The following is a 13,069-nucleotide window of genomic DNA, read 5'->3' as shown; positions in this document are numbered from 1 at the left end:
TCTCCTGCTTGGGGGCGGCCCGCCCGGGCGCAGGCCGGGCGGGCCGTCGGTCGGTTGTGGAGCAAGACCTAATCTGGCGTAGCGCCCAGCCCTTGCCAGCCCCGCAAGGCTCACCCCGCCGCCGCCTCGATGGCCTCCATGTCCTCGTCGGAGAGGCCGACATGGTGGCCAATCTCGTGGACCAGCACGTGGGTGACGATGTGGCCGAGGGTCTCCTCGTGCTCGGCCCAGTAGTCGAGGATCGGGCGGCGGTAGAGCCAGACCATGTTGGGGAACTGCCCGGTCTGCATCAGCCCGCCTCCTTGAGCGAGGCCGATGCCGCGGAACAGGCCGAGGAGATCGAAGGGCGTCTCGCAGCCCATCTCGGTCATGGTCTCGTCGTCGGGGAAATCCTCGACCCGGATCACCACGCCCTCGCAGAGCCGCCGGAACGCCTCCGGCAGGCGCGCATAGGCGTCCTGCGCCAGGGCTTCGAGATCGTCGAGGCTGGGAGCTTGGAGATCGGCCAGGGCGCTCATGGGTCAGAGAATCCTCAGCTGGACCAGGAGCCAGATGGCCAGGATGACGACGCCCACGAGCGACAGGGCGCGGCCGATGCGGCGGCCCCAGAGCTCGACCGGATCGGTGCCGCCGTCCTCGGCCGAGCCGACAGCGTCCTTCGCGCCGAAATGGTCGCCCGCCCGGCGGCCCATGCGGGCGAGCGCCGAGGCGCCGAGGGTGTCCGAATCCCGCTGGACGCGCTCCAGCGCCTCGCGCGCCGCGTCGGCGTCGCGGGCTTCCCGGTCCCGATCGTTCATGAAACCCTCCTCGAAGCCTTTACCGTTGCTTTACCATGGCGATCCGATCACGTCTCCGCAACGGAACGCCTGGCGCGCTTGGCCGTTAACTGGCCCAGAACAACACAAGCTCACGAGGCAACAATGCGTAAAGTGTTTGGTATCCTGGCTGCGGCCGGGCTGGTGGTTCTCGGCGCCGGTGCGGCGTCGGCGCAGGGCGTCGACGTGCGGATCGGCCCGTCGGGCGTGCGCGTGGCGCAGGAACGGCATTACGGCCACGGCTATCGAGACGGCTATCGCGATCGCGTGGTCGAGCGCCGCATCGTGCGTCCGGCCCGGACCCGGACCGTGTGCCGCACTGTGATGGAGGAGCGCGTCCGCCCGAGCGGCGTGGTCGTCCGCCGTCCGGTCGAGCGCTGCCGCCAGGTCGTGGCCGGCGGTCGCCGGGTCTACGTGGACTGAGGCCTCTCGCCCCTTTATGAAAAAGGCCGCGACTCGCAAGGGTCGCGGCCTTTTTCATCCATCTTCAGAATTCGGATCAGCGGAAGCTGCGGATGTCCACGAACCGGCCGGCGATTGCCGCCGCTGCCGCCATGGCGGGCGAGACCAGGTGGGTGCGGCCCTTGAAGCCCTGGCGGCCCTCGAAGTTGCGGTTCGACGTGGAAGCGCAGCGCTCGTGGGGCGCGAGGCGATCCGCGTTCATGGCCAGGCACATGGAGCAGCCGGGCTCGCGCCAGTCGAAGCCGGCCTCCCTGAAGATCTTGTCGAGGCCTTCCGCTTCCGCCTGCATCTTCACGATGCCGGAGCCGGGGACGATCATGGCGCTGACGCTCTCGGCGACGCGCCGGCCCTCGACCACCTTGGCGACTTCGCGCAGGTCCTCGATGCGGCCGTTGGTGCAGGAGCCGATGAAGACCCGGTCGAGGGCGATGTCGGTGATCTTCGTTCCCGGGGTGAGGCCCATGTATTCCAGGGCCCGCCACTTGGAGCGGCGCTTGTTCTCGTCCTGGATGTCGTCCGGGTTCGGCACTACGCCGGCGATCGACACCACGTCCTCCGGGCTCGTGCCCCAGGTGACGATGGGCGGCAGGTTGGCGGCGTCGAGGCGGATCTCGGTGTCGAAGAAGGCGCCCTCGTCGGTGCGCAGGCTGTCCCAGTAGCGCACGGCCGCGTCCCAGGCCTCGCCCTTGGGCGCCTTGGGACGGTCCTTGAGATAGGCGTAGGTCTTCTCGTCGGGCGCCACCATGCCGGCCCGGGCCCCGCCCTCGATCGACATGTTGCAGATCGTCATGCGGCCTTCCATCGACAGGGACCGGATGGCCTCGCCGGCGTATTCGATCACGTGGCCGGTGCCGCCGGCGGTGCCGATCTCGCCGATGATGGCCAGGATGATGTCCTTCGCGGTGACGCCGGCGGGCAGCTGCCCGTCCACGGTCACGCGCATGTTCTTGGCCTTCTTCTGGATCAGCGTCTGGGTGGCGAGCACGTGCTCGACCTCCGAGGTGCCGATGCCGTGGGCAAGCGACCCGAAGGCCCCGTGGGTGGAGGTGTGGCTGTCGCCGCACACGATGGTCATGCCGGGCAGCGTGAAGCCCTGCTCCGGGCCCACCACGTGGACGATGCCCTGCCGGGTGTCGAGCTCGTTGTAGTACTCGACGCCGAAATCCTTGGCGTTCTGGGCCAGCGCCGCCACCTGGGTGGCGGCCTCGGGGTCCGAGATGCCGTGCGAGCGGTCGGAGGTCGGCACGTTGTGGTCGACCACCGCCAGGGTCTTCTGCGGCTGGCGCACCGTGCGGCCGGTCATGCGCAGGCCTTCGAAGGCCTGCGGGCTCGTCACCTCATGCACGAGGTGGCGGTCGATGTAGAGAAGGCACGTCCCGTCATCCTGCTGATCGACGACGTGGTCGTCCCAGATCTTGTCGTAGAGGGTGCGGGCTTTGGCCATGGTTCTCTTCCAGCGGTCGAAAAATAACGGTTCGGCGTGTTTAGCGGGCAGGCGCACGGACGGGAAGATGTCCTGAGCGCACAGGCCCTTGAAACGATCGCATAGCAGACGCCTGTCACCGCGCAATTATATTTTTGTCGCGTGGGCGTGCCGCCAAGCCTCGGTCGTCAGCAAAAAGGCGCGGGTTGAGCCGCGCCTTTGCATCGTCCGAAGAGGGAGGCGAGAGCCTTACTCGGCCGCGGCCGGGGTCTCGGTCTTCTTCTCGGTGCGCTCGGCGATACGGGCCGACTTGCCGCGACGGTCGCGCAGGTAGTACAGCTTGGCGCGGCGGACCGCGCCGCGGCGCACGACCTTGATGGACTCGACCAGCGGCGAGTAGAGCGGGAACACGCGCTCGACACCTTCGCCGTAGGAGATCTTGCGGACCGTGAAGCTCTCGTGGAGGCCGCCGCCGGACCGGGCGATGCACACGCCCTCATAGGCCTGCACGCGGCTGCGCTCACCTTCCTTCACCTTCACGTTGACGATCACGGTGTCGCCGGGCTGGAAGTCGGGAATGGTCTTGGCGAGCTTGGCGATCTGCTCCTGCTCGAGCTGCTGAATGAGGTTCATCGTAATACTCCTGCCGTTGCGTGGCTCTGAGCGATCTCAAAACCCGCGGGATTTCGGCGTCCTGTTTTAAGTTGAGGCCGCGCCTATACAGGAGATTTGGCGGATTGTCGAGCCTCTCGCATCGGCGGGCGGGGCGCCCGTTCCGCCCTCCCTCGTCATCACCGGCCCTGTGCCGGTAATCCCGATGCTGAGAAGCGCCGCGCTCTGCCGAGCGGGATGGCCGGGACCAGCCCGGCCGTGACGGAATGGATAAGGCGTGCGCACCGAAGGCTCATCCGGATGCAGCAGGCACGACCCCGGCGAACAGATAGCGCTCGAACCAGCCGGGAAACGCCTGCACCAGCCCCTTCGGCCCCTCCACCCCGAGCCCCATCCTCTGCGCCTCGGCGAATGTCGCGTCGCCCCGCCACCAGGCGACCAGCGCCGGCAGGCGGGCACGGACGCAGAGGGGCTCCGGAAAGCCCGGGTTCTGCGTGCAGAACGAGACCTCGGCCTCCTTCAGGAGCAGGAAGCGCGGCCGGTGCTGCCCCTCGATCTCGAAGCGGACGACGAGGGGCTCGGACGGCAGAGCGTCGGTGCGGACCCGCCGCTGCATGTCGACGAGGAGCGGTTCGAGATCGAGATCCTCGTCCTCGGCCCGTCGCGGCAGCCAGCGCTGGCCCCAGGCGCCGAGGGCGCCGACGATCCCCATCAGCTCGCGGCCCGAATCGGTAAGCGCATATTCCGGTCCGTGCTCGCCCTCGACGCGCGTGACGGCCCCGACACGCACCAGATCCTGCAGGCGCTCCGACAGCATGGTGCGGGAAATGCGCGGGATGCCCCGGCGGATGTCGTTGAAGCGCCGGCTGCCGCACAGGAGCTCGCGCGCCACGAGAAGGGTCCAGCGCCCGCCGATGGCCTCATGGGCGCGCGCCACGGAACAGAACTGACCGTAATCTGCCATGGGTGAAGCGCTACCATGCCCGGGCGCGCGGCAGAAGTCCGGATTTCGGACCTGACAGGCGGCCCATCCCGGCCTATCGAGGCGGGAGTTTTCCGGATGATCCCATGACCGCACAGCCCCTCACCATCCTCGACCGCATCGGCAACACGTCCCTGATCGCCCTGCGCCATGTCAGGCCCGCCCGCGGCGCCCGCATCCTGCTGAAGCTGGAAAGCGAGAACCCCACGGGCAGCATGAAGGACCGGATGGCACTCGCCATGATCGAGGCGGCGGAAGCCGACGAGCGCCTGAAGCCCGGGGGCCCGGTGGTCGAATATACCGGGGGCAGCACGGGCGTCTCCCTGTCGCTGGTCTGCGCCGTGAAGGGCTATCCGCTCGATATCGTGACCTCCGATGCGTTCAGCAAGGAAAAGCTCGACCACATGCGGCTTCTCGGGGCGGCCTTGCACATCGTCGAAAGCGACGGCGGACGCATGACCGAGGCGCTGACGAAGACCATGATCGCGCGGGCCGGCGTGATCGCGCAGGCGAAGAACTCGTTCTGGACCGACCAGATGAAGAACCGGGACCAGATCGCCGCCTACCACCGCATGGCCGACGAGATCTGGCGGCAGACGGACGGCCGGATCGATGGCTTCGTCCAGAGCGTCGGAACGGCCGCGTCCCTGCGCGGCATCGCGGAACGCCTCCGAGGCCATTCCGGCGCGCTGACCGTCGTGGCCGTGGAGCCGGCGGAATCGCCCGTCCTGTCGGGCGGCTCCTCGGGCGCGCACAGGATCGACGGGATCGGCGCCGGCTACGTGGTTCCGCTCTGGCAGGACGGCATCGCCGACGGGATCGAGCGGGTCTCGACCGAGGAGGCCACCGCCATGGCCTTCCGGCTCGCCCGCGAGGAGGGCCTGTTCGCCGGAACCTCCACGGGCGCCAACGTCGTCGCGGCCCTGCGCCTCGCCGAGCGGCTGGGCCCCGGCGCCACGGTCGTCACCGTGATGTGCGACACGGGGATGAAGTATCTGAAGACCTTCGGGGCGGCGCTTGCGGCGAAGGCCTGACCGGCGCGGCGATCACACGCGCTCCAGGAACTCGACCACGATGCCGTCGGGATCCCGGCAGAACGCCACCTTGCGGATCAGTTCCGCGTTCGCCGCCCTGCGGGGTGGGACGGTGAACTCGACGCCGGCCGCGCGCAGCGTCTCGTAGACGGCCTCCACGTCCTCGACCCGGAAGGTGATGTGGCGGATGCCCGCCTCGGTGACGGGCACCTCGCGCGCCGGCGTCTCGATGGTTGCGGCCGGCTCGACGATTTCGAGCATGACGCCGCCGGTCTCCAGAAATGCGATGCGCCCGCCCTCGCCGGTGCGCTTGACGAGAATCTCCCTCAGCCCCAGCAGCCCGCTGTAAAACGCGATGGTCCTGTCGAGATCGCTGCTCGTCATCCCCACATGCTCGAAACCCTGCACCACGCCCGCGTCTCCCATTCATCGCCCGAAGGACTTGGGATCAAGCGGAGCACAGACGGTGCGCGGTGGCAATGCGACCGTGCCGCGGCGCGGCCCCATGCGGACGGGAGCGCCTGGCTCTACTTGGTGGCGGGCGGAGCCGTGGCGCCGATCCGGCCGACCATATCCATGCACTCGGCCTCTTTGCCCTGCTGATCGAGCTGCTTGGCCTGCTGGATCATCTGCATGGACTGGTTGTGGCCCTGGCTCTGCCCGGTGACGTTCGCCCCCTGGCCAGGGCTTGGGGTCGAGCCCTGCGTGGCGGACCCGGTCGTCGCGGGCGCGTCCAGGGTCGGGCCCGCGCCCTCCTGCCGGGCCGAGATGGATTTCTCCAGATCGGCGAGCCGCTGCGTGCAGGGGCCCGCCAGGACGGGACCGGCCAGGATGACGGCAAAGGTCGTGCTGAGAAGAAGGCGGCTGACCATATCGACCTCCTTTGATCGAGGTGCCGCCCTTTCAACCCCCGGCCGTGTCCGGCGTTCCGCATCGGGCCGATGCTCTGCACCTCGCAGAGCGCATCGTCCGGATCCGCACGGTGCGCTAGCGCTCCAGAAGATCCGGCCGGCGCTCGCGCGTGATCCGTTCCGATTCCTCCTGGCGCCAGCGCTCGATCAGGGCGTGGTTGCCGGAGAGCAGCACGTCCGGGATCGGCCGGCCCTCCCATTCGCGCGGCCGGGTGTAGTGCGGATATTCGAGGCGGTTCGATTCGAAGCTCTCCTCGGTGCCGGAGGCCTCCTTGCCCATGACGCCGGGCAGCAGCCGCACGCAGGCGTCGAGCACGATCATCGCGGCCATCTCGCCGCCGGAGAGCACGTAATCGCCGATGGAGACTTCCCTTAAGCCGCGGGCCTCGATCACGCGCTCGTCCACGCCCTCGAAGCGGCCGCACACGATGACGACGCCGGGGCCGGCCGCGAGGTCGCGGACATGGGATTGCGTCAGCGGCCGCCCACGCGGGCTCATGAGCAGCTTCGGGCGCGGATCGTCGGGCGGAATATTGGCGTCGATGGCGGCGGCCAGCACGTCGCAGCGGATCACCATGCCGGGACCGCCGCCCGCCGGCGTGTCGTCCACCGTGCGGTGGCGGCCGAGGCCGTGGTCGCGGATGTTCCTCGCCGCGAGCGACCACACGCCGCGCGCGAGCGCATCCCCCGACAGGGACATGCCCAGGGGGCCGGGGAACATGTCGGGATAGAGGGTCAGGACGGTGGCGGAAAAGCTCACGCCTCGTCCCCGGAGTCGGGCGCGGCATTCGCCGGTTCGAACAGGTCGTCCGGCGGCACGGCCACGAGGCGCTTGGCCACGAGGTCCACAATCGGCACGAACGCCTTGGTGAAGGGCAGGAACGCGGTCGGGCCCGTCTGCGCGGGCGCGATTTCGAGGAGGTCGCCGCCGCCGTAATTGGGCACGTCGATCACGGTGCCGATGGTTTCGCCGGCTTCGGTCTGGACCGGCAGCCCGATCAGGTCGGCGAGCAGGAATTCATCGTCCTCGTCGGGCGGCGGAAGCCTGTCGCGCTCGACGTAGAGGTGTACGCGGTTGAGCGCCTCGGCGGCCTCGCGCGTGGTCACGCGGTCGACCACCGCGATGAGAAGATCGGGTGCGCCGCCCGGGGCGGGCCGCACGGATTTGAGGGACAAGGATCGGCCGTCGGATGCGATGAGCGGCCTGTAGCCGGCGATCGCCTGCGGGTCACCCGTATGGGATTTCAGCCGCACCTCGCCCTTCAGGCCATGGGCGCGGCCGAACTCACCCACGAGAACGAGATCGTCCCGAGCGGGCGCCGTCCTGCTCTCCTCCCCCTTGTGGGGAGGAGTGGGAGGTGGGGGTGTCAGCGTACCCTTGAAGAGGTTTGCGCTGACACCCCCACCCCTGCCCCTCCCCACAAGGGGGAGGGGTGAGGCGGAGCGCTTTTTTTGGAAACGCTCGCGCTTTGACATGGCGCTTACGCAGCCTCGCCTTCGCCGGCGGCAGCCGCGGCGGCCTTCGCGTCCGCGCGCTCCTGGGCCTTCTTGCCCGGGACGGCCTTCTGCGGGTTGTTGCGGGCCGGACGCTTCAGGAGGCCGGCGGCGTCGAGGAAGCGCAGGACGCGGTCGGTCGGCTGGGCGCCCTTGGCGAGCCAAGCCTGGATCTTCTCGGTCTCGAGAACGACGCGGCCGGCATCGTCCTTCGGCTTCATCGGGTCGTAGGTGCCGACCTTCTCGATGAAGCGGCCATCGCGCGGGGAGCGCGAGTCGGCGACGACGATACGGTAGTAGGGACGCTTCTTCGCACCACCACGGGTGAGACGGATCTTCAGGGACATGGGAAACTCCTTTTGGTGTCCTGTGATCAAACTTCTTGCCTGTCATTCCCGCCCGGGCGGGAATGACGAAACCTATTTCTTCTTGCCGAACGGGAAGCCGCCGATGCCGGGCAGGCCCGGGATCTTGGCCCCGCCCAGGCCCGGCAGGCCGGGCACGCCCTTGGGCATGGGCGGAAGGCCGCCGGCGCCGCCCGGGAAGTCGGGCAGCTTGCCGCCCATCTGCTTCTGCAGCGCCTCGATCTGCTCCGGCGTCGGCTGGGGCATGCCGCCCCCGCCGAGGCCGAACATCTTGCCGAGCGCGCCCGCCATGCCCTTGCCCTTGCCGCCGCCCATCATCTTCATGACGTCGGCCATCTGGCGGTGCATCTTCAGCAGCTTGTTGATCTCCTCGACCTTGGCGCCGGCGCCGGCCGCGATGCGCTTCTTGCGCGAGGCCTTGAGGATGTCCGGGTTGCGGCGCTCGGCCGGGGTCATGGAATCGATGATGGCGCGCTGGCGCTTGATGATCCGGTCGTCGAGATTGGCGTTCTCGAGCTGCGACTTCATCTTGGCCACGCCGGGCAGCATGCCGAGCATGCCGTTCAGGCCGCCGATCTTCTCCATCTGGGCGAGCTGGTCGCGCAGATCCTCCAGGTCGAACTTGCCCTTGCGCATCTTCTCGGCCATGCGCTGGGCCTGCGCCTGGTCGAAGTTCTCGGCGGCCTTTTCGACCAGCGAGACGATGTCGCCCATGCCGAGGATGCGGTTGGCGACGCGCGAGGGGTGGAACTCCTCGAGCGCGTCGACCTTCTCGCCCGTGCCGATGAGCTTGATCGGCTTGCCGGTGACGGCGCGCATGGACAGGGCGGCGCCGCCGCGGGCATCGCCGTCCATTCTCGTGAGCACGATGCCGGTGACGCCGAGGCGGGTGTCGAAGGCCCGGGCGGTGTTGACCGCGTCCTGGCCGGTGAGCGCGTCGGCCACGAGGAGGACCTCGTGCGGGCCGGTGGCGGCGCGCACCTCGGCGGCCTCCACCATGAGGGCCTCGTCCACGGTCACGCGGCCGGCCGTGTCGAGCATCACCACGTCGTAGCCGCCGAGACGGGCCGCTTCCATAGCGCGGCGGGCGATCTGCACGGCCGATTGGCCGGCCACGATGGGCAGGGTGTCGACGCCCACCTGCTTGCCGAGCACGGCGAGCTGTTCCTGTGCCGCCGGGCGGCGGGTATCGAGGGACGCCATGAGCACGCGGCGGTTCTCGCGGTCCTTCAGGCGCCGGGCGATCTTGGCCGTGGTGGTCGTCTTGCCCGAACCCTGGAGACCGACCATGAGGATGCCGACGGGCGGAACCGCGTTCAGGTCGATGATTTCCGCGTCCGAGCCCAGCATCTCCACGAGCTGGTCATGGACGATCTTGACCACCTGCTGGCCCGGGGAGACGGACTTGACCACCTCGGCGCCGACCGCGCGGGAGCGCACCTTGTCGGTGAAGGAGCGCACCACCTCGAGGGCCACGTCGGCCTCGAGCAGGGCGCGGCGGACCTCACGCAGGGCCGCGTTGACGTCCTCCTCGGTGAGCGCGCCCCTGCGCGTCAGCGAGTCGAGGATGGTGGAAAGCTTCTCGGAAAGGCCTTCGAACATGATCACTCAATTCCTTTTGCGATGAGAGGTACATCGCTCTTCGCAAGGGCCTTTTCAAAGTGGTCGATCGCCGCCTTGAACTTGTCGCGGCAGCCGGGATTGCAGAAACCGACCACCTCGCCGCGGTAGAGGGTGAGCGAATCCGCCGCGATCGGCTTCCCCGACCACGGGCAGGTCTCGTTGACCGCGTCCTCGATGCGCAATGCGTCGTCCGACATCCGTTCATCCTCATGCGTCGCGATCCGGCTCGTCCGGTTGCGACGGCGCAAAGGAAACCCAAAGAGAAACGCGCCCGAGGGCGCATCGCGCTGTCGGACGTTGACCTCCAGCCTCGCGGGCTGGTCGGCGGCTCAAAGGGCTCGCTCTACAGATTTGCGGTCAGCCCCTAAGGGGAAAAGACCGAGAAGTCAAGGAAAAGGCAGACGATGGAGGATCTTGATGTCTCGACGGTCGCCGGCCCGGACGAGGCGAAGGCGTGCCCCCCGTCATCACCGGGCTCGTGCGGGTGATCTCGATCGTTCGAGGCGGCGCGCTCGTCCTGATCGGGATGGGCCCGGCTGCCCCCGCGGCTCGGACCCGCCTCGTCATCACCGGCCTCGTGCCGGTGATCTCGATGATTTGAGGCGCTGAGCCCTTCTAAGTCGGGATGGCCGGGACGAGCCCGGCCACCATGGGAGTGGGTGTTCCGGGAGAACGGGACCGAGCCCCTTGCCGATCCGGGCCGTCGTCCCCACGCTTAAAGCTTCACCGCAGACGATACCTCCATGAACCGCCGCACCCTTCTCAAAATCCTCGGGCTTCCCGTCGTGGCCGCGACCGGTGCGTTAAGCTGGATGACGGCCGCCCGGGCGACGAACCGCTACTATCAGGGGCCGGTCACCGATCATTTCGACGGGGTCCGGTTCTTCCTGGCCAACCAGCCGCAGGACAAGGGCTTTCTGGAGCTCGCGCGCTGGCAGCTCGACGGCGGGCGCAAGGACTGGCCGGACAGCTTCCCGAGCCCCTTCCGGGACAAGCCCCCGGCCGAGGTGCGGGACCTGCGCTCGTCCCTGATCGGCCACGCCTCGTTCCTGATCCAGGTGGCGGGGCTCAACATCCTGACCGATCCGGTGTTCTCGGAGCGGGCGAGCCCGGTCTCCTTCGCGGGTCCCAAACGGGTCAACCCGCCCGGCATCGCCTTCGACGACCTGCCTCCGGTCCATGCGGTGCTGATCACCCACAACCACTACGACCATCTCGACACGGACACCCTCGGCCGCCTCTGGCAGCGGCACCGCCCGAAGGTGGTCGCGCCGCTCGGCAACGATGCGGTCATCCGGGCCGAGCATCCGCAAATCCCCGTGGAGACGCGGGACTGGGGCGGGTCGGTCGATCTCGGCAACGGCGTCACGGCCCATCTTGAGCCCGCCTATCACTGGTCGGCGCGGGGCATCAACGACCGGCGCATGGCGCTCTGGTGCGCCTATGTGCTGACCACGCCGGCCGGCACGGTCTACCATATCGGCGATACCGGCTTCGGCGACGGAGAAATCTTCCGCGCCGTGCGCGAGCGCTTCGGCCGGCCGCGGCTCGCCCATCTGCCGATCGGCGCCTATGAGCCGCGCTGGTTCATGGAGCCACAGCACATGAACCCGGAGGATGCCGTGAAGGTGCTGCGGATCATCGAGGCCGAGCAGGCGCTGGGCCACCATTGGGGGACGTTCCGGCTCACCAACGAGGGGGTCGACGAGCCGCCGCAGGAACTGGCGGCGGCCCTCCGGGCGGCCGAAATCCCGGAGGCCCGGTTCAGGCCGTTGCGGCCGGGCGAGGCGTGGACCCCGTCAGCCTGAGGATCGGCGCTTCGAGGCCCTGCGGATCGTCGGCCAGACATGCGGCCCCGGCTTGCCGCAGCTCCTCCCGGGACCCGTAGCCCCAGGAGACCCCGATGGTCGCGATGCCGTTGGCTGCCGCGCCGATGACATCGTGCTTCCTGTCGCCGATCATGACGGCGCCGGCCGGGTCGAAGCGCTCCCGGTCGAGAATATGCCGGATGAGATCCCGCTTGTCCGCGTTGCGGTTGTCGGGCTCGGAGCCGTAGATCCCGGCGAAGAACCGCGACAGATCGAAATGCTCGAGGATCCGCTGCGCGAAGACCTGGAGCTTCGACGTCGCGACGTGGAGGCGGACGCCCTTCTCCTCGAGGCTCCGGAGCAAGGCCGGGATGCCCGCATAGACCTCGTTCTCGAACAGCCCGACATCGCCGTAACGTTCACGATAGAAGCGGACCGCGTCCGGCACCTCCTCGGCCCCGCCCAAGAGCTCCGTGAAGCCCGAGACCAGCGGCGGGCCGATCATCCAGGTCAAGGCGCCCGCGTCCGGAACGGGGCGTCCGAGCCTTTCGAGGGCATACTGGACGGACCGGGTGATGCCCGCCTTCGGGTCGGTCAGGGTCCCGTCGAGATCGAAGAGCGCGATCATTCTTTGGGCTGAACGTAGATGTTCACCTCGAAATTGGTGTCCTGGGAATCGGTGAAGTCGCTCACGTATTCCTCGATGAACGCGTCCTTGGCGACGATCTCCTTGATGTCGAGATAGGCCGTGATCGTCTCGTAGGTGCCGTCGATCTCGTCATAGGCGTCCTTGTGCACGAAGCGGAAGGACTTGCCCTCCGGGGTCTTGCCGAACTTGATCTCGGGCGTGAGCTCGGTCTTGCCGTCCGGCACCCGGGCGATGGGCACCATCGCGTCGTACTTGAAGCCGTCGTCGTCGGTGTCGACGAAGATCGTCACCGGCCGGCCCGCCGGCGCGATCCCGGCCTTCTTCAGCTCACCGTCGATCTTGGCGAAAGCGTTCTTCAGGTTGGTGAAGGCGTCGTCCCAGGTGCTGGTGCCCGAGAGCACCACCGTGGGCTTGGACACGAGCACGCCCTCCTCCACGCCGGACGGATCGCTCGGATTCGGGAACAGGGTCGTGCGGCCCGCCTCCTGCGCGGGCGCAGGTGTGGCGGGTGCGGGAGCGGCCGGTGCGGGTGTGACCGGCGTCGGCGCGCCCTGCACCTGCGGGGCGGCCGGAGCGGGAGAAGGGGCCGGAGCCGCAGGAGAGGCCGGCGTCTCCGCGGCGGCCGGGGGGCTTGCCGGCGGGGGCGTCTGCGCGAGGGCGACGCCTGAGCAAAGGGCGAAAACGAGGAGAAGACCTGAAGAGCGCAGCCGCATGTGAAGGACGCCTTACCCGCGAATCAAGAAGAGAGACGGTGCAGCACCATAGGGGTGTTTTGGTGCAGCGGCGAGGCCGTCCACGGGCTTCCATGGAGGACGGATTGCAGCAGGCCATCCTTTCATAAGCTGCACAAAAAATCCTCTGGCCGGGCGCCGCGATCCCTCTCGCAACGTC

The 13,069-nt window shown here is 68.5% G+C and carries 18 protein-coding genes; 4 read left to right on the top strand and 14 right to left on the bottom strand.

Annotation, left to right across the window (positions count from 1 at the left end; genetic code table 11):
- Nucleotides 1-110: 110 nt before the first annotated feature.
- Nucleotides 111-518, bottom strand: a complete 408-nt coding sequence (locus tag OCW50_RS20445; RefSeq protein WP_262298751.1) for a metallopeptidase family protein — start codon at nt 516-518, stop codon at nt 111-113.
- Between the two features lie 3 nt (nt 519-521).
- Nucleotides 522-797, bottom strand: a complete 276-nt coding sequence (locus tag OCW50_RS20440; RefSeq protein ID WP_262270257.1) for a hypothetical protein — start codon at nt 795-797, stop codon at nt 522-524.
- Nucleotides 798-920: 123 nt separating this feature from the next.
- On the opposite strand from OCW50_RS20440, the gene OCW50_RS20435 reads away from it, so the two are divergent.
- The gene (locus OCW50_RS20435; RefSeq protein WP_262298750.1) at nt 921-1,238 is read left to right on the top strand and encodes a hypothetical protein; all 318 of its coding nucleotides are present in this window, start codon (nt 921-923) and stop codon (nt 1,236-1,238) included.
- 76 nt (nt 1,239-1,314) lie between these two features.
- Here the strand turns inward: OCW50_RS20435 and leuC are convergent, their stop codons facing one another.
- The 3 genes from leuC to OCW50_RS20420 form a co-directional block, all read right to left on the bottom strand.
- Complete coding sequence (gene leuC / locus OCW50_RS20430; RefSeq protein ID WP_262270255.1) at nt 1,315-2,721, bottom strand: 3-isopropylmalate dehydratase large subunit; 1,407 nt, start codon at nt 2,719-2,721, stop codon at nt 1,315-1,317.
- Nucleotides 2,722-2,949: 228 nt separating this feature from the next.
- Nucleotides 2,950-3,333: a 50S ribosomal protein L19 gene (gene rplS, locus OCW50_RS20425; protein ID WP_262270254.1), complete on the bottom strand. Its 384-nt coding sequence runs from the start codon at nt 3,331-3,333 to the stop codon at nt 2,950-2,952.
- Between the two features lie 271 nt (nt 3,334-3,604).
- Complete coding sequence (locus tag OCW50_RS20420) at nt 3,605-4,276, bottom strand: winged helix-turn-helix transcriptional regulator (protein WP_262298749.1); 672 nt, start codon at nt 4,274-4,276, stop codon at nt 3,605-3,607.
- A 104-nt stretch (nt 4,277-4,380) separates the two neighbouring features.
- Here OCW50_RS20420 and OCW50_RS20415 point away from each other — a divergent pair, with 104 nt between their 5' ends.
- The gene (locus tag OCW50_RS20415) at nt 4,381-5,328 is read left to right on the top strand and encodes a PLP-dependent cysteine synthase family protein (protein WP_262298748.1); all 948 of its coding nucleotides are present in this window, start codon (nt 4,381-4,383) and stop codon (nt 5,326-5,328) included.
- A gap of 12 nt (nt 5,329-5,340) precedes the next feature.
- Here the strand turns inward: OCW50_RS20415 and OCW50_RS20410 are convergent, their stop codons facing one another.
- The 7 genes from OCW50_RS20410 to OCW50_RS20380 all read right to left on the bottom strand — a co-directional run bounded on the left by OCW50_RS20410 (nt 5,341) and on the right by OCW50_RS20380 (nt 9,918).
- Nucleotides 5,341-5,739: a VOC family protein gene (locus OCW50_RS20410; protein WP_262298747.1), complete on the bottom strand. Its 399-nt coding sequence runs from the start codon at nt 5,737-5,739 to the stop codon at nt 5,341-5,343.
- A gap of 116 nt (nt 5,740-5,855) precedes the next feature.
- A complete protein-coding gene (locus tag OCW50_RS20405) occupies nt 5,856-6,200 on the bottom strand; it encodes a hypothetical protein (RefSeq protein ID WP_262270250.1) in 345 nt (114 codons plus the stop codon).
- A 115-nt stretch (nt 6,201-6,315) separates the two neighbouring features.
- Nucleotides 6,316-6,999 (bottom strand): tRNA (guanosine(37)-N1)-methyltransferase TrmD, encoded by a 684-nt coding sequence (gene trmD / locus OCW50_RS20400; protein ID WP_262271478.1) that lies wholly within the window; start codon nt 6,997-6,999, stop codon nt 6,316-6,318.
- Nucleotides 6,996-7,715, bottom strand: coding sequence for a ribosome maturation factor RimM (rimM, locus tag OCW50_RS20395; RefSeq protein WP_373371478.1), 720 nt, complete (start codon nt 7,713-7,715; stop codon nt 6,996-6,998). The genes trmD and rimM overlap by 4 nt, the downstream gene beginning before the upstream one ends.
- Nucleotides 7,716-7,720: 5 nt before the next feature.
- On the bottom strand, nt 7,721-8,080 hold the full coding sequence (gene rpsP / locus OCW50_RS20390; RefSeq protein WP_183453851.1) for a 30S ribosomal protein S16: 360 nt from the start codon (nt 8,078-8,080) through the stop codon (nt 7,721-7,723).
- A 72-nt stretch (nt 8,081-8,152) separates the two neighbouring features.
- Complete coding sequence (gene ffh / locus OCW50_RS20385; protein WP_262271477.1) at nt 8,153-9,700, bottom strand: signal recognition particle protein; 1,548 nt, start codon at nt 9,698-9,700, stop codon at nt 8,153-8,155.
- Nucleotides 9,701-9,702: 2 nt separating this feature from the next.
- Entirely contained in the window at nt 9,703-9,918 is a 216-nt protein-coding gene (locus OCW50_RS20380) for an eL24 family ribosomal protein (RefSeq protein ID WP_173947754.1), read from the bottom strand.
- A gap of 257 nt (nt 9,919-10,175) precedes the next feature.
- Here OCW50_RS20380 and OCW50_RS20375 point away from each other — a divergent pair, with 257 nt between their 5' ends.
- Complete coding sequence (locus OCW50_RS20375; RefSeq protein ID WP_262271476.1) at nt 10,176-10,322, top strand: hypothetical protein; 147 nt, start codon at nt 10,176-10,178, stop codon at nt 10,320-10,322.
- 142 nt (nt 10,323-10,464) lie between these two features.
- Entirely contained in the window at nt 10,465-11,529 is a 1,065-nt protein-coding gene (locus tag OCW50_RS20370) for an MBL fold metallo-hydrolase (protein WP_373371477.1), read from the top strand.
- On the opposite strand, the gene OCW50_RS20365 is transcribed toward OCW50_RS20370, so the two are convergent.
- The gene (locus OCW50_RS20365) at nt 11,486-12,157 is read right to left on the bottom strand and encodes an HAD family hydrolase (RefSeq protein ID WP_262298746.1); all 672 of its coding nucleotides are present in this window, start codon (nt 12,155-12,157) and stop codon (nt 11,486-11,488) included. The two genes, OCW50_RS20370 and OCW50_RS20365, sit on opposite strands and share 44 nt — an antisense overlap.
- Nucleotides 12,154-12,891 carry a GyrI-like domain-containing protein gene (locus OCW50_RS20360; RefSeq protein WP_262298745.1) on the bottom strand — a complete coding sequence of 246 codons (738 nt, stop codon included), beginning with the start codon at nt 12,889-12,891 and terminating at the stop codon, nt 12,154-12,156. The genes OCW50_RS20365 and OCW50_RS20360 overlap by 4 nt, the downstream gene beginning before the upstream one ends.
- Nucleotides 12,892-13,069: the final 178 nt, after the last annotated feature.

The sequence above is a fragment of the Microvirga sesbaniae genome (genome assembly GCF_025460805.1).
In the GTDB taxonomy this organism is placed as follows: domain Bacteria; phylum Pseudomonadota; class Alphaproteobacteria; order Rhizobiales; family Beijerinckiaceae; genus Microvirga; species Microvirga sesbaniae.
This window is presented reverse-complemented; position numbering and strand designations above follow the sequence as displayed.